Below are 16,650 nucleotides of genomic sequence, written 5' to 3'. Positions count from 1 at the left end.
ATTTGTATCAGTTGCGTCTTCATAAACCTGAAAACAATACCATTTGATAATAATTAAAGCCATTGGATAATTCAAAAGCATCATTAAAAAGGGTTGGTTTCTAAATTTATACAACATTAAAAATGGGAAATTTTTCTATTAAATAAAAAAATAACCAGTAAGACATCTTTATTATGAAAACTTTAATGACATCTATTGTGTTGTGTTTCTTTTTAATTGGGAATGCTCAAGATCAAAAAACGGTAGCATTTGGAGTAGAAGATAGCATCTTTTCTAAAGTGTTAAATGAGTACAGAAAAGTTTGGATTTATAATCCAGAAAAAGCATCAGGAATTTTTCAATCTAAAAAGGTGTACCCTGTTCTGTATTTGTTGGATGGTCCTACCCATTTCCATTCCGTTGTAGGCATGATAAAGCAATTAAGTACTGCAAATGGTAATACGGTTTTGCCTGAAATGATTATTGTGGGAATACACAATACCAATAGATTTAGAGATTTAACTCCAACACAAATGGTTGAAAGATCAGGGTATACAACAGATGATATGAGAAAAAATACAGGTGGAGGTGATTTGTTTTTGGACTTTATTGAAAAGGAATTGAAGCCTTATATAGAATCAAATTATCGAACGGCTCCCTATAGTATGTTGGTAGGTCATTCTCTTGGAGGGATGATGGCTATTTACACTATGTTCCAGAGGCCCCAAATGTTTCAAAGTTATATTGCTATTGACTCATCGATATGGTGGAACAATCAAGAAATTTTAAAGGAAATCCAAAACCGTCCAAACTTAAATTATTTAAAAGGAACATCTCTTTACCTGGGTTACGCCAATACATTGGTAGAGGGCTATGATATTTCAACAGTAAATGAAGATACTTCAGAGGAGACACTTCATATACGATCTATTCTGTCATTAGATACATTTTTAAAGAATAATGCTGTAGAAGGGTTTAAATACAAGAGCCAATTTTATGAAAACGACACTCACGGTTCAGTACCATTGATTACGGAATATGATGGTTTACGGTTTTTGTTTAAATTCCATAGAATTGATATCGATGAAAAAGATTTTGAGAATCTAGAGGTCGATATGGTCTCGCAAATTGAAGCACATTACCAAAATGTTTCCACCCATATGGGTTATCAGGTGAAAGCCGATGAAAACTTGATAAACAGATTGGGATATGGCATGTTGAATGGTAATTTATACGAAAGGGCTGAGCAGTTCTTTACCTACAACACAAAGATCCATCCAGATAGCTTTAATGTGTACGATTCCCTTGGTGATTACTATGTGGCAACAAACAACAAGGAAAAGGCTGCTGAAAGCTACCAAAAGGCTCTAGAACTTCAGGAATATCCTCTTACTAGGGAAAAATTGGAACAGCTAAAACAACAGTAGCAACGTTATGGTAACTTTTTTAATTGTTAAAATTAGTAACTTACTAGAATGAAACGTTTTAATATATTTCTATTTATTGTTTTTGCATTTGCATTTGTTAATTCAATAAATGCACAGATAGCAACTATAGATTCTCTTTATCAGGTTTTTAATGATACTTCCAAAACTCCAGAAATGAGGTTGGAGGCTTATGATAAGCTCTTTCTTTATTTGTCGGATGGAAATCTTAATAAATCAATGCAATCTAAAGATTTTTTTAATCTTTTAGACAAACTGTATCTATGGAGTGATACAGCTATTGAATTAAACACCAAAAGCTTGAAAAGCTATAATCAAGGGAAGATTTATTTTTTGAAAGGCACCTATTTGATGATTAAAGATAATCAATCGGTAGATTGTGGGTATTTGAAAGTGGCTTTGGATTTTTGCATCAAAGAAAAGGACAATTATTATTTGAATGCTATTTTGGATACTTTAATCCGATATGATTGTAAAGATATTTCTAAACAGAAGATTTCCGAATTCATATTGGATTTAAATAAAGAAGACTTAAGTGATAAAGATAGATTGAACTTATATCTGTCAATGAGTCGATTTACCGAAAATGATTCTATAAGGCCTATTTTAATTGAGGGGATCCCTTCTGTTTTGAGTTCTAAAGATCTGAAAAATATCAAGTTATGGTCTTTCTATTCGGAATTATTGGAAAATCTAGACTCAGAAATATCGATGCCGCTTTTTGATAGTATTAAAAGGACTTTAGATGTTACCGAATCGAGAGATAAATTAATTCCAATGTTCACAACCTTGGGAGAATTTTATATGCGTAACGAAAAGTATCCTGAGGCTCTAGAGGCTTTTCAAAAGGCTTTAAGACTGTCTGAAGAATTAAGTTTTGAAATTGAGAATTTGGAAATGGTTTGGGTTTGGATTGGAGAAATCCATTCCAAAATTGAAAATTTTCAAGAAGCTCAAACATATACGTTAAAGGGCCTTGAAATTGCAAAACGAAAAGAAGGACTTACTAGGGTAGCAAGTTTGTATCTTTCCATGGCCTCCGTTAAAAGTGATATGGGAGAAGCACAGGAAGCATTAAAGTATATAGATTCTGCTGTTGGGTTAATGGTTTCGAAGGTTGATGAAGATAAAGCTTGTGAACAGTGCATGAATTATGCTTTGATAGTAAAATCTAAAGTTTATAATGGGTTAGGTGACTACCAAAAAGCCTTGGATCAATTACTCCAAGTAGAGCCTTTTTATGTCAATAATTTGTATAGTGAAGTTCAGCCATTCTTATATCAAGAAATGGGAAGAGCATATATGGGGCTTGGTGAGTTTAAACAAGCTATTTCTTCTATAGATAAGGCGAAATCTTATTCAAATTCAAACCTCCTTGAAAACAAGCACAATTATGAAATATTGGCACAATCCTACAGGGGGTTGGGTAATTATAAAAAGTCGCTTGAAGCTTTTGAAGTGTTTGTGGCAGCAGAGGATTCCATTACAAAATTAAGGAACAGCCAAAAAACAATGCGTTTGGAACTGGAAAACGCTTTTAATCAACAGCGTTTAAAAGATAGTTTGGTGGTTCAAAAATCAGCTTTGGATAAGGAGTTGGTGGAAAAGAAGTTAGGTAAAGAGAAAACCTACCGGAAATTAATTATTGGAGCTGCAATTTTAGCATTATTGGCTGCTTTGGGGCTGTATAACCGTTTGAATTTTATCAAAAAGACCCAACGTGTCTTAAAGGAAAAAAATCGTGTTATAGAAGCTGAAAAGGAAAGGGCGAAATCCTCAGAACGTGCTAAACATCAATTTTTAGCCAATATGAGTCATGAAATTAGAACACCAATGAATGCCATTAAAGGAATGACCGATATTTTATTGCGAAGAAATCCAAAAAAGGAACAACTGGATTATTTACAGGCCATAAAAGAATCGTTGAATTCTCTTTTGGTAATTATTGATGATGTATTGGATTTGTCCAAGATTGAATCCGGTAAAATTGAGTTGGAGAAAATGCCTTTTTCAATTTCGGAAGAAGTTTATAAAGTGGTTCAAATCATGAAATTCAAGGCTGAAGAAAAAGGGATTGAATTAATCGTGGATTTTAGGAAAGATATTCCTATGGTTAAAGGGGATTCCGTCAGGTTGCGTCAGGTTCTTTTAAACCTTGTGGGTAATGGCATAAAGTTTACATCAGTTGGTAAGATTGTTATAAAAGTAGAGCCAGAAAGTGAGGTAGGGGAAGAAACTCTTCAAGTGCATTTTTCAATTACTGACACTGGTATTGGCATTGAAGATGATAAGCTGGAGACTGTTTTTAAATCTTTTGAGCAGGCGCAAACAGATACTAGTAGAAAGTTTGGAGGCACAGGGTTAGGGTTAAGCATAGCAAAGAAAATAATTAAGCAGCATGGAGGTGATATTTGGGTAAATAGTAAAAAAGGAGAGGGGAGCACGTTTCATTTTGTAATTCCTTATTCTCCATGTTTAAAGCCGTCACTGCTAAATGGCAAAGGGCATTTTAATAATTTAAATGTAGCAAAAGCCCAATTAGAAGGTGTTAAAATATTGTTGGTTGAAGATAACGCCTTTAATGCAGTGGTAGCCAAAGAAGAATTGGAAGATAGCTTACAAAGCATTACAGTGGTAATTGCCGAAAATGGAAAAAAGGCTTTGGAAAAATTGAAGATGGAGGTCTTTGATGTTGTTTTAATGGATGTTCAAATGCCTGTTATGAACGGACTGGAATGTACACAGACTATTCGTAAAATGAAAAATTCAACTAACTGTATCCCAATTATAGCCATGACAGCAAATGTGCTAAAGGAGGAAGTGCTTAGGTGTTATGAAGCGGGAATGAATGATTTTGTGCCAAAACCTTTTGAGGTGGCCGATTTACTTCAGAAAATCTATAAAGTTACCAGTGAGAACCGTAAAATTCTAAAATCATGAAAACGTTTAATAATAAAATATTTATTGTTGATGATGAGCCCTTGTTTTCTACAATGTTAAGCGATTATTTAATAAAGCAAAATCCATATTTGGAGGTGAAAAGTTTTATGTCTGGGGAGGCGTGTTTGGAATCTTTATTTGAAAATCCCGATTTAATAATTTTGGATCATTATTTGAATTCCAATCAGTCCTTAAATATCAGTGGCCTGGAAGTATTAAGCGAAATAAAGAAAACTAAGACACATCCAGTTGTCGTCATGCTTTCAGGTCAGGATAGCTATTATACAGCAGCAAAAGCTATTGGTCTAGGAGCGCTGCATTATGTTATTAAAGACGAGGAAGCCTTTGAAAAGGTTGGGCAAATTGTTAAGGCAAATATATGAATGGAATTATGTCAGGTAACTTGTCATTTTTGGAAAAGTTTACGGAAGGAGATTCGTTAAAGATGAAAAAGTACATTGCTTTGTACTTGAAAACAGCACCCATACTTTTTGAATCATTAGAGCGAAGCATTTTAGATCAGGATTGGGGTAAAGTATCGCGTGATGCACATTCTTTAAAGCCTCAAGTAATGTATATGGGATTAGATAATTTGAGCAAATTGTTACTGGAAATAGAATTGAAAGCAAAGGCCCAAGATACTTTGCTGCTGAAAGAGCTTTTTGAAAAAGCTTTAGATTTACACAGGCAATCAACACCAAGTTTGCAAGCCTATTTAAAAACTTGAATTTATGGTATAAAAAAAGCTGAACAAATCATTGTTCAGCCTTTTGTCGGGGTGGCAGGATTCGAACCTGCGACCTCCTGCTCCCAAAGCAGGCGCGATGACCGGGCTACGCTACACCCCGAAAGGATGCGGAGAGACGGGGACTCGAACCCCGGCGACAGTTACCCGTCGACAGATTAGCAATCTGCTCCATTACCACTCTGGCACCTCTCCAATATTTAATAAGAACCTTGCTTAATTGCGGATGCAAATGTAGGATATCATTGCGGATCTCACAACTATTTTTTCAATTTTTTCGTCAGGATTTTAAAATTAAAAGTTTCTGAAATTTTAACTGACTTGAAGCCAATATGTTTAGGCCAATTGTAAGTTTTCAATTTTTTTAAATGAAATTTCCGAAAAGTCCTCAATGACTAGATTTGCTAGACTGTAATCTTGATTTTTGGAATGTTCACTTTTATAGGCTACACAAAAAATATTGGCACTATTGGCGGCTACAATACCATTGGTAGAATCTTCAACAACCATGCAATCTTGCTTGTTATATCCTGAGAATTCGGCAGCTTTTATAAAAATTTCTGGATGCGGTTTGGAAGCTTTTAAATCGGCACCGCTTAATTTTGCTTTAAAGTATTGGTCTAAATCAAATCTTTTAAAAACACGATTAATGGTGCTCATAGTGGCTGAGGACGCTAAAATTAAGGTTAAACCATTGGCGTGATAATCCTGGATTAGTTCTAATACACCATCTAAAAGCTGTAAACTCTCATCATAATCAAATAGCTCATTAAAATGACTTCGTTTTCTGTTTTCAAGATTGATAGGATCCTCGTTCAGATTAAAATGATTGCAAAGAAATTTGCAGACATTTCTCGTGGATTTTCCTGTAAAGCTTTCATAAAGTTCAGCAGAAACCTCAATTCCAAAATCAGAGAACATTTTGTGGTAAGCTTTATGGTGTAAGGGTTCGGTGTCTACAATAACACCGTCCATATCAAATAAGACCGCTTTCAACATCATAAATAAATTTTGGGCGAAGATAAGTTATTTTTCAGTGGAATAGATACTCTTGAATGGGGGCTAAATGTTTCGTTTAGTTGTGTTAATACAATGTAAGCTTAGGCTTATTAAATTGTAATTTATCGAATTATTTTGCTTTTTATCGATGTTTTTTTTGGAGATTACGAATAAAAGAATCTATATTTGCAATGTAAATCATTAAACCCCAACCAAATGAACGCCAACTTAACCAAAAACATTCTTGCTTTAGTAGCAATGAGTATTCTGTTCAACTGCACTTTAGAACCTGAAGAGGATTCTATTAACACTTTTAGTGTAACCGAAGATTTAGAGTTATCTGAAAATACCATACCTCCTCCTTGTCCTGGATTTGATCCTACGGCAAGACTGATTAATAATGGCTCCTCTATATTTAGTTTTGAAATCTATACAAGTGAAGGTGAGTTTTTGGCAGGTGAATATGGCATTGGACCAGGAGAAACATCTGAATGGTTACCTTTTGAAGAAGGAGAAGTGCTGTTTTCTCTGGAAAGTGAGTTTGAAACGGATATAAAACTGTCTCAAGATATGGAGTCCTGTGATACCTTTAGTATGGAAATTGATCAGGACAACCAATTGGTAGGTATGTAGAAGAAATACCTAAGAAACTTTTTTACAAAAAATCACGATTTTTTCATCGTTTAGGTTGGTGGAGAAGAATAAGTAAAGTTCTCCACCATCTTTTATCTTCAACTTGGTTCGAAGCTTTTGCACCGTTTCTGGAAAATTTCTAGTGGTAATATTGGCCTTGGAAATAGCTTCCTTTTTTAGAAGTTGTTTGTTGAAAGGCATCGTTTTGATAATTTCAAAACGTCTCCCTGGAAACTCAATTAAAGTTTTAGATGTATAAAGGTGTGTGTGCTGATGAAGCTTCGGAACTCCCATTTTTTCTGAAATAGACTTAAAGGCTCCCGATTTTAGAATGGCCGCATTGGGCTCGTAAAGATATGAAAGTGGTTCGCTATAAGTTGCGCTAGCAGTTTTCTCATCCTTAAATATGAAATCGAACTGTTCCGGTGTTGGCTGCGTAAGGTTGATGGTTTTTATATCAATTTCGCCTTCAAAATTGTCTTCTAAAGTCCATAATAATTCTTTAACGTCATTGTTGAGAGCAACAATATGAATGGCCTTGATATGCTTTAATTCTTCTATGCCTACAGAAATATCCAAAAGAGGAGAAGTCTTGATCATGATGTTTTTGGAACGTTGAAATAGCATGTCTAGATGTAAAGGCACATTGGGTAGGCAGTCGTTTAAAAAGAAGACTTTGCCTTTACTGTCATGACGTCTTGAAGGATCAATGTAAATCCAATCGTAGTTGTTTTGATGAGTTTCTAAATGAACAATACCATCGACGTTTAGTGTTTTAATATTCGCCTTTAATTGCGCATAGTTATGCGTAACAATTTCCGAGAGTTCAGGATTTAATTCACAATGCGTAATATCTTGAAACCGTTTAGAAAAATAGAAGCAATCTACTCCAAAGCCAGCTGTGAGATCAATTAGGGAATTTCCTTCTATAAGGTCTGCTTTGTAGCTAGCCGTAGCTTCTGAAGAAGTCTGTTCAATATTGAGTTTGTTTGGGTAGTAAATGTATGGAGTGTTGAACCAGGTTGGCAGTTTAAATTGACTCCGTTTTTTTGCTTCAATTTGTTCTACCAAAAGTTTAATGTCTACCGTAATGTCCTGATGCTTTTTAAAGAGTAAAGCAACTGTGTCAGAATTTAAATGGGAAGCGATAAATTCTTGGTGAGTGGTATTTAAAATGTCAGGATTCAATTTAGAGGTCTTTTGTGAGTCTTTGAACCAATTTCACATCGGATAGGAACTCTTTTAAAATAACTTTTAAGGCGGTGTAAGCAGGGACGGCTACTACCATTCCAACCACACCAAAAAGGATTCCGGCAATAATGATTACTAGAAAAATTTCTAAAGGATGGGATTTTACACTTTTTGAAAATATAAAAGGTTGGCTAATAAAATTATCAATTAACTGGCCAACTGCAACCACCATTAGTACATAAAGCGTGTTGGATAATACCAAGCTACTGAAACCATCTCCAAGGTTGGATGTCATGGAAAGCGTTACCATAATAACAGCTCCAATTAGTGGTCCAATGTAAGGTACTAAATTAATGAGTGCGCATAGAAAAGCTATAACGATAGCATTTTCAACACCAACAATAAGTAGACCTATGGTGTAGATTAAAAACAAAACAGAAATTTGAATGATCAAACCAATGAAATAGCGGGAGAGTAGATCTTTTATTTTATCAAAAGATTTTTTTGAACGCGCCTCTTTATTGTCAGGAATAAAGGAAAGGATGCTGTTTTCCAGAAGTTTACTGTCTTTCAGAAAAAAGAAGGAAATGAACAGTACAGAAAAAAGGCCTATCCCAAAGCTCCCAAAGCCACCAACAATGGCATTTATAAAATCTGGTATGGCTCCAAAATCCAGCTTTTCAATTAAGTTGGAATATTTAAAGGAGTTTTCCATATCGATATGATAAATATGGAAATAATCAATAAGCTGTATGTATAGGTTCTCAATGTTGCTTTCCAGCTTTTGAATGTCCAAAAGTGCTAGGTTATGGCTTTGCTTTACAATTAAAGGAATAAACATACCTATAAGTCCCACTAAAAGTCCTATTAAAAGAACCATGGTTGTAATAACAGCTAGGGTATTAGTGAATTTAAGACGTTTTCTGAGAAAAAAGACAATAGGCCTTCCTATCAAAGAAGTAACCCCAGCAATCACAATATAAGTGATTACCGATTGAATTTTATATAAAAAGAATAGGATGAGTGCTATGGCTAAAACAATGCCTAAAGCCCTTAAAATTCCGTTTGCTATTACTTTTGAATCCATATCTGTAAATATAGAAAATTGGATTACATCATTTGCTTTGTTAGTTCATAAAGAGCAACACTCGTTGCCTGCACAACATTCATACTGCTGTTTTGTCCAAACATTTCAATATGTAAAATGTGGTCACAGTTTTTAAGGACTTCTTCAGAAACACCAAAATTTTCATCACCAATCACTAAAGCTGTGGGAAATTGTTGGTTATATGTGAAGGAGTGCAGCGGATTACTGTTGGAGGTAATTTCCAGTGCGATAATCTGATATCCTTCTTGTTTTAGGGCCATCGCGGCTTCCAAAGCATTCGCTTCTATTTTAAAAGGAACTACTTTTTCAGTGGCCCTTGCGGTTTTTGTCATTTTGCGTCCCATAGGGATGTCATCACCACAAAAAATGAGCTGTTCCACTCCAAAGGCATCAGCAGTTCTGAACAGACTGCCAATATTGGGTGCGTTGGAAATATTATTGCAAATAATGGTGATGGGAAATTGCTTTTTATTGAATTTTGAGGTGTAGTGGGTGAGTTGTGTCACTGTTGTGTTCGTTTATTGCGAAGTTTAGTTTAAAAAATAAATGATTGCTATGGGGATGGCTATTGAAAGACAAACAATCATCAGTAGTATTCTTCTTTTCGTTTTGCTTAACTTTTCTAAGTTTTTCATGGAATTATAAGAGGCAATCGAAAGTAATTCACCTACAAATTCAATTAAATCTCCCATACATTTAGTAACTAATGCTCAAAGGCATACTTAACAATATTGGCTCCCATTTTTAGAGCTTTTTCCCTAACGTCTTGTGGATCGTTGTGTACCTCGGGGTCTTCCCATCCATCTCCTAAATCACTTTCAAAAGTAAATAAAAGTATAAGTCGGTTTTCGTGAAAAATACCAAATGCCTGTGGGCGTTTACCATCATGTTCATGAATTTTGGGAAGCCCTTCAGGGAATTTGTAGGCAATGTTAAATATTTCGTGGGTTTTAGGGATTTCAACAAGTTCTGAATTTGGAAACACTTTTTGAAGCTCTTTCGTGATATAAGGGCGCATACCGTAATTGTCGTCGATATGAAGAAAACCGCCGGAGAGTAAATAATTTCTAAGATTCTCGGCATCTTCTGGACTGAAAAATACATTTCCATGTCCCGTCATATGTATCAATGGATATTGAAAAATATCGGTGCTTCCAATTTCAACAGTTTCAGGGGTGCTGTTCATTTGGGTGTTGATGTTGGCATTGCAGAAGGCAATAAGATTAGGTAAGGAGGTAGGGTTGCTGTACCAATCACCTCCACCTTTGTATTTGGCAACTGCTAGATTTTGAGCCGATAAACATAAGGGAAATAAGCAAATTGTAAGGGCAAGAAACTTCTTCATAACTATTCATTTGTAAAAGCAACCGAATGACAGGCCACAATTGCAGCTGTTTCTGTCCTTAATCGGGTGTTTCCCAAAGTTACAGGAATAAAATCATTCTTGAGGGCCATTTCAATTTCTTTTACACTAAAGTCTCCTTCGGGACCTATTAGAATTGTAATTTCACTTTTAGGAACCAATTGACCCTTGAGGGGTTTTTTGTCCAATTCTTCACAATGGGCAATAAATTTTTGTCCAATGAATTCTTGCTCTATAAATTCTTTAAAAGGAATAGCTGCCTGCAGTTGTGGCATATAACAACTCAAGGATTGTTTTATTGCGGACTGCAATATTTTTTCAAACCGCTCTGTTTTGATAACTTTCCTTTCGCTGTGCTCACAAATGATAGGCGTTATGGTATCAATCCCAATTTCAGTGGCTTTTTCCAAGAACCATTCGTAGCGATCGTTCATTTTTGTGGGGGCTACAGCCAAATGAAGCTTGTAATTGTGCTTGTCCTGAAACGTTTTGGATGTAATTGTTGCTCGACAATGTTTTTGGTCGGCTGTTTCTATTTCTGCAGTAAACAACCAACCTTGTCCATTGGTGATGTACAATATATCCCCTTGTGATTTTCGAAGCACTTTTACAATATGCCGACTTTCTTCTTTGTCAAAAGAAATTTGAGTGGAAGTTTCTAAAAGTTTTGGGTTGTAGAACAGCTGCATATATTAAATTTTTAAACGCGCCGTGGCAGTTACATTAAAATCAGAAAACTCACCCTCTAAATATTTTAAATAGCCCACAATAGCAATCATGGCCGCATTGTCTGTGGTGTACTCAAATTTTGGAATGTAGGTTGTCCAACCAAATTTTTTCTCACCGTCTTTAAGCGCTTTTCTAATACCAGAATTCGCAGATACTCCACCACCAATGGCGATGTGTTTGATACCGGTTTCTTTGCTGGCCAATTTTAGTTTGTCCATTAAAATACCAATAATGGTATATTGAATGGAAGCGCAAATATCATCTAGATTTTGTTCTATAAAATCAGGATTGTTTTTGGTTTCTTTTTGAATGAAATATAGAATTGCCGTTTTTAATCCCGAGAAGCTAAAATTAAGGCCATCTACTTTTGGCTTTGTAAATTTGAACGCTTTGGGATTTCCAACTTGTGCGCGTTTGTCTATTTGAGGGCCTGCAGGGTAGCCTAGGCCTAAAATTTTTCCACTTTTATCATATGCTTCTCCCACGGCATCATCAATGGTTTCTCCAATAACTTCCATATCAAAATAGGAATTCACCTTTACGATTTGCGTATGTCCTCCAGAAATAGTCATGGCCAAGAAAGGAAAAGGTGGTTTATTGAAACCTTCTTCTTCAATAAAATGTGCCAAAATATGAGCCGACATATGATTGACATCAATTAACGGAATGTTAAGTCCATAAGCCAAAGATTTGGCAAAAGATGTTCCAACCAGAAGTGACCCCATAAGTCCTGGGCCTCTTGTAAAGGCTATGGCGCTTAACTGGGATTTATCTATATTGGCCTTTTTTAACGCTTGGTGCACCACCGGAACAATGTTTTGTTGGTGGGCTCTAGAGGCAAGTTCGGGGACAACGCCACCATATTCTTCATGAATATTTTGACTTGCCACAACATTGCTCAAAATTTTTCCGTTCAGCATTACAGCAGCAGCCGTATCGTCGCAAGAAGATTCTATGGCAAGTATGTAAATATTTTGTGAAGTCATTACTGAAAATTAGGCACAATAATTGTTAATTTTGGCTTCAAAGTTAAAACATTAATACGTATCAAAAAATTTTTAAAAATAGTATCAAAGCTGGTAGCAATAGTTTTATTGTTGTTTGTCATTTTGGTGCTAATACTTTCCATTCCAGCAGTGCAGACCTCTCTAGGGAAATATGCAACCAAATATCTTAATGAAGAATTTGGGACCCACATTTCCATAGAAAAAGTTGGTTTGCAGTTTAACGGGGATGTTGAACTCAAACAAATTTATATTGAGGACTACAAAAAAGATACGTTGATTAGTGTGCGGGAACTGAATACTTCTATCCTTAATTTCAAGAATGTTTACGAGGGGCAATTGGTGTTTGGTGATATTGATATCATGAATTTGGTGTTTAATATCAAAACTTATAGGGGTGAAAAACAAACAAATTTGGATGTGTTTGTGGCACGCTTTGACGAGGAAAATCCAGATAAGGTAAAGAGTAATTTCTTGATGTCCTCCAGTGATGTGTCTATTTACAATAGTGTTTTTAAGTTAATCGATGAAAATAAAGAAACCCCAAAAATTTTAGAGTTTAATAATTTGAACATTAATGCTACTAATTTTTTGATCGATGGAAGTAATGTTAGCACTCGGATCAATACCTTAAATTTTAGGGATAGTAGGGGAGTGAAAATACAGAATATGATTACTGATTTTCAATATACGGTCGATTATATGAATTTTGATAACCTTCAAATCAAAACCACTAACTCCAAAATCCAGGGAACATTGCGGTTTGACTATTTGAGAGAAGACTTGCAATATTTTACAGATAAGGTAGCCATTACAGCCAAATTTGAAAATTCAGAAGTACAACTTGATGAGTTGAATACCTTTTATGATGAATTTGGAGAGAATCAATTGGCAAAATTCAATGTGGAAGTTAGCGGAACCCTAAACGATTTAAACACCAATAATTTAAGGTTAACAACTAGTAGGCGCAGTAAAATTTATGGAGATATTAATTTTAAAAACCTTTTTAACAATGAAGTAGGAACTTTTTCCATGGATGGAAAGTTTTCTAATTTGTCCTCAAACTATTATGATTTAACAGGCTTGCTTCCCAATGTGTTGGGGAACTCCATTCCTACAGTATTTTCAAAATTGGGAGATTTTACCATTACAGGTGATTCCTATATTACTCCAACCACAATAGATGCCAAATTGGAAATGGATACCGAGTTGGGGCATGTGTCGTCAGATTTGAATATGGAGCATTTAAATGATGTGGACAATGCTAAATATGTGGGTAATGTGGTGTTTGACGAATTTGACTTGGGTAAGCTTATAGAAAAGGAAGAAGTAGGGACAACATCCTTCAACCTTGATGTGGATGGAAAAGGCTTTTTGGTGAAAAACTTAAAAACACAAATCCAAGGAAAAGTGTTTTCATTGGTGTTCAATAATTATGACTACCAAAATATTGATGTGGCAGGACGTTTGGAAAGTGATGTGTTTAATGGAATTATTAATTCCAGTGACCCTAACTTTAAGTTTAGGTTTGATGGATTGGCAGATTTATCCAAGGACATTAAAACTTTAGATTTCTCGGCAGATGTGGCTTACGCCAACCTAAAAGCTTTAAATTTTGTAAAAAAGGATAGTGTTTCCATTTTTAAGGGGAATGTGGTAATGTCCATGAAAGGATCCAGTGTTGATGACGCCAAGGGGAGTTTAAGGTTTAAGAATACGACCTATATCAATCAAAGCAACGAGTTTTATTTTGAGGATTTCGATATCAAATCCAAATTCGAAGAAAACATGCGTGTTATCAGGATTAATTCTCCAGATATTATAGAAGGAACTATTAGAGGGGACTTTAAGTTCAAGGATTTGGGCAAACTCGTAAAAAACTCGTTTGGCAGCTTGTATTCAAAATACGAACCCAATGAGGTTAAAGGCCATCAGTACATTAACTTCAAATTTAATATTTACAACAAGATTGTAGAGGCCTTTTTCCACGAAGTAGAATTGGCCGAAAACACTTTTATAAAAGGCCGAATTGAAAATAGCGAAAATGGTTTTAAGCTTTCTTTTAGTTCGCCTCAAATAAAGGTGTTTGACTATTTTGCGCAAAATGTCAATTTATCCGTAGACAATAGTAACCCTGTTTACAACACATTTATAGAGTTGGATTCTCTTCATACCAAACATTATGATGTTTCACGGTTTAGTTTGATTAATGTTACCCAAAACGATACGTTGTTTATCAAATCCAATTTTAGGGGAGGAACCTATAATAGGGATACGTATGACTTGAGTATGTTTTATACTATTGATGATCATGATAAATCTGTTGTGGGGTTCCAAAAATCCAAAGCTACCTTCAAGGATTTTAACTGGTTCATAAACGAAGAAAAGGACACTTTAAACAAAATTGTGTTTGATCGTAAATTCAAGGAATTTAATTTTAAGAACTTGGTATTATCGAATTTGGATGAACAAATTGAGTTTTCTGGGGTTCTAAGAGATTCTACTTATAAGGATTTGAATTTGAATTTTAATGAAGTAGAATTAATGAAGATTACTCCTAGACTTGATAGTCTGTTTTTGGAAGGTGTTGTAAATGGAAAATTACACCTACTTCAGGATGGAGGTGTCTACACACCAAATTCAAGCATAACCATAGATAATTTTAAAGCAAACCACCACAATTTAGGCAATTTAAAAGCCGAAATCCAGGGGAATAGGTCGCTTACTAATTACAGTGTAGATCTTATATTGAAAAGTGACCGTTTAAGATCTTTGGAAGCCCATGGCGAAGTTGATGTTAGTGAAGCTAATTCCTATATAGATGTCAATATAGATTTTGATCGGTTTATCCTAGATCCGTTGGCGCCATTAGGAGCAGGAATTATCACTAACATACGAGGTATGGTGTCTGGGGAAGCGCAAGTGCTTGGAAGCCTCAAAAAACCGGATATTAGAGGAGATTTGTATTTGGACAATGCAGGTATTACTATTCCGTATCTTAATGTGGACTATAGTTTCGATTTTGATTCAAGGGTGACTCTGGAACAGCAAAAGTTCATTTTTCAGGATGTTGTGCTTACCGATTCCAAATATTTCTCGAGAGCTTTATTGAATGGGTACATTTCTCACGTTAATTTTGACGATTGGGTTTTGGGCTTGGAATTAGAGACCGATCGCCTTTTAGTTTTGGATACAGATGATTCTGAAGAGGCTCTTTATTATGGGACAGGATTTGTAGAAGGAGAGGCAAGCATAAAGGGGCCTGCCGACGAATTGGTCATAGCCTTTGATGGAAGTACCGAAAAAGGAACCGTATTTAAAGTACCGCTGAATGACTTGGAAACCTATGGAGATAACTCCTATATACATTTTTTAACACCAGAGGAAAAGGAAGCTCGTTTAAAAGGAGAGGACTACGTCGCTCCTGAAGTTAAGGGCTTAGAATTGGATTTCGACCTAATTGTAACTCCCGATGCGGATATTGAAATTGTTATTGATAGAAATTCTGGTAGTACCATCCAAGGATCTGGTAATGGTAACTTGTTGTTTGAAATAAATACAACAGGGAAGTTTAATATGTGGGGAGATTTTGCCGTCACTAAAGGGATATACAATTTTGCTTACGGAGGTTTAATTCAAAAGGAGCTGGAAGTTGAGCCAGGAGGGAGTATTATATGGGAAGGAGACCCAATGAAGGCCCAAATTAATTTAACCGCGGTATATAAAACCCAAGCCAACCCTTCTGTGTTGTTGGACAATCCTATTAATAGAAGTATCCCGGTGAATGTAGAAATTAGTTTACAGGGACAATTGGAACAGCCTGAACCAGAATTCAGTTTTAATTTTCCAAATGTAGGATCAACCATCAAATCGGAGTTGGAATATCGATTGGAGACTAAGGAAAGTCGAGAGTTTCAGGCTTTAAACTTGTTGTCTTTTGGAGCCTTTGCCAGTGAAATTAGCTTAGGGCAACAGGCCTATGGTACTATTGCCGATCGTGTAAACAGCCTTTTTAACAGTCTTTTTGAAGACGAAGATGGCAAATTGCAGATAGGGGTGAACCTGCAACCGGGGGAAGTTACTCCAGATTATGAAACCGATGATCGTTTGGGACTTACCCTGAGCACACAGCTAAGTGATAAGGTATTGATAAACGGAAAGGTTGGAGTGCCCATTGGAGGGGTTGAACAAACGGTAATTGCAGGAGACGTGGAGATTCAGGTTTTATTGAATGACGAAGGTACATTATCAGCAAAATTTTTCAATAGAGAGAACAGTATTCGCAATTTTGGAGAAGAAATTGGGTATACCCAAGGCATGGGCTTGTCTTATAACGTAGAATTTGATACTTTTAAGGAATTGCTTCAAATCATCTTTTCAGGAAAAAACAAAAAGAAAGCTTCAGAAAAGAAAGATGAAAATAAGGTAAAAAAGATCGATAACAACTTCCCAGATTTTATTAACGTCAAAGAAAAAACAACCAACAAATAGCATTATTTGTACTGATTTTTTAG

Annotated in this window: 13 protein-coding genes and 2 tRNA genes; 6 read left to right on the top strand and 9 right to left on the bottom strand. The window is 35.5% G+C overall.

Going from position 1 to position 16,650, the window contains the following annotated elements; all coding sequences use genetic code 11:
- Positions 1-173 precede the first annotated feature (173 nt).
- The 4 genes from RBH95_RS09645 to RBH95_RS09630 are packed head-to-tail and all read left to right on the top strand — an operon-like array spanning position 174 to position 5,091.
- Entirely contained in the window at positions 174-1,406 is a 1,233-nt protein-coding gene (locus RBH95_RS09645) for an alpha/beta hydrolase-fold protein (protein WP_307899378.1), read from the top strand.
- A 48-nt stretch (positions 1,407-1,454) separates the two neighbouring features.
- Entirely contained in the window at positions 1,455-4,364 is a 2,910-nt protein-coding gene (locus RBH95_RS09640) for an ATP-binding protein (protein ID WP_307899377.1), read from the top strand.
- Positions 4,361-4,747, top strand: a complete 387-nt coding sequence (locus tag RBH95_RS09635; RefSeq protein ID WP_307899376.1) for a response regulator — start codon at positions 4,361-4,363, stop codon at positions 4,745-4,747. The genes RBH95_RS09640 and RBH95_RS09635 overlap by 4 nt, the downstream gene beginning before the upstream one ends.
- Positions 4,744-5,091: an Hpt domain-containing protein gene (locus RBH95_RS09630; RefSeq protein ID WP_307899375.1), complete on the top strand. Its 348-nt coding sequence runs from the start codon at positions 4,744-4,746 to the stop codon at positions 5,089-5,091. Before RBH95_RS09635 ends, RBH95_RS09630 begins: the two co-directional genes overlap by 4 nt.
- 46 nt (positions 5,092-5,137) lie before the next feature.
- Here RBH95_RS09630 and RBH95_RS09625 read toward each other — a convergent pair.
- The 3 genes from RBH95_RS09625 to RBH95_RS09615 all read right to left on the bottom strand — a co-directional run bounded on the left by RBH95_RS09625 (position 5,138) and on the right by RBH95_RS09615 (position 6,108).
- Positions 5,138-5,212, bottom strand: a tRNA-Pro gene (locus tag RBH95_RS09625).
- 8 nt (positions 5,213-5,220) lie between these two features.
- Positions 5,221-5,304 (bottom strand) — tRNA-Ser (locus RBH95_RS09620).
- A gap of 141 nt (positions 5,305-5,445) precedes the next feature.
- The gene (locus tag RBH95_RS09615) at positions 5,446-6,108 is read right to left on the bottom strand and encodes an HAD family phosphatase (protein WP_307902247.1); all 663 of its coding nucleotides are present in this window, start codon (positions 6,106-6,108) and stop codon (positions 5,446-5,448) included.
- A 216-nt stretch (positions 6,109-6,324) separates the two neighbouring features.
- Here RBH95_RS09615 and RBH95_RS09610 point away from each other — a divergent pair, with 216 nt between their 5' ends.
- Positions 6,325-6,741, top strand: a complete 417-nt coding sequence (locus RBH95_RS09610; RefSeq protein ID WP_307899374.1) for a hypothetical protein — start codon at positions 6,325-6,327, stop codon at positions 6,739-6,741.
- 9 nt (positions 6,742-6,750) lie between these two features.
- Here the strand turns inward: RBH95_RS09610 and RBH95_RS09605 are convergent, their stop codons facing one another.
- From RBH95_RS09605 to tsaD, 6 genes are all read right to left on the bottom strand, one after another.
- Positions 6,751-7,929: a class I SAM-dependent methyltransferase gene (locus RBH95_RS09605; protein ID WP_307899373.1), complete on the bottom strand. Its 1,179-nt coding sequence runs from the start codon at positions 7,927-7,929 to the stop codon at positions 6,751-6,753.
- A 1-nt stretch (position 7,930) separates the two neighbouring features.
- A complete protein-coding gene (locus tag RBH95_RS09600; RefSeq protein WP_307899372.1) occupies positions 7,931-9,019 on the bottom strand; it encodes an AI-2E family transporter in 1,089 nt (362 codons plus the stop codon).
- Between the two features lie 23 nt (positions 9,020-9,042).
- Positions 9,043-9,546: a TrmH family RNA methyltransferase gene (locus tag RBH95_RS09595; protein ID WP_307899371.1), complete on the bottom strand. Its 504-nt coding sequence runs from the start codon at positions 9,544-9,546 to the stop codon at positions 9,043-9,045.
- A gap of 197 nt (positions 9,547-9,743) precedes the next feature.
- On the bottom strand, positions 9,744-10,385 hold the full coding sequence (locus tag RBH95_RS09590) for a DUF4159 domain-containing protein (RefSeq protein ID WP_307899370.1): 642 nt from the start codon (positions 10,383-10,385) through the stop codon (positions 9,744-9,746).
- 2 nt (positions 10,386-10,387) lie between these two features.
- Complete coding sequence (locus RBH95_RS09585) at positions 10,388-11,092, bottom strand: 16S rRNA (uracil(1498)-N(3))-methyltransferase (RefSeq protein ID WP_307899369.1); 705 nt, start codon at positions 11,090-11,092, stop codon at positions 10,388-10,390.
- Between the two features lie 3 nt (positions 11,093-11,095).
- A complete protein-coding gene (tsaD, locus tag RBH95_RS09580) occupies positions 11,096-12,118 on the bottom strand; it encodes a tRNA (adenosine(37)-N6)-threonylcarbamoyltransferase complex transferase subunit TsaD (RefSeq protein WP_307899368.1) in 1,023 nt (340 codons plus the stop codon).
- A gap of 126 nt (positions 12,119-12,244) precedes the next feature.
- On the opposite strand from tsaD, the gene RBH95_RS09575 reads away from it, so the two are divergent.
- Complete coding sequence (locus tag RBH95_RS09575; RefSeq protein WP_307902246.1) at positions 12,245-16,627, top strand: translocation/assembly module TamB domain-containing protein; 4,383 nt, start codon at positions 12,245-12,247, stop codon at positions 16,625-16,627.
- Positions 16,628-16,650: the final 23 nt, after the last annotated feature.

The sequence above is a fragment of the Mangrovimonas sp. YM274 genome (assembly GCF_030908385.1).
GTDB lineage: Bacteria > Bacteroidota > Bacteroidia > Flavobacteriales > Flavobacteriaceae > Mangrovimonas_A.
Note: the sequence above shows the minus strand (reverse complement) of the source record. Positions and strands in the feature narration are given on the sequence as shown.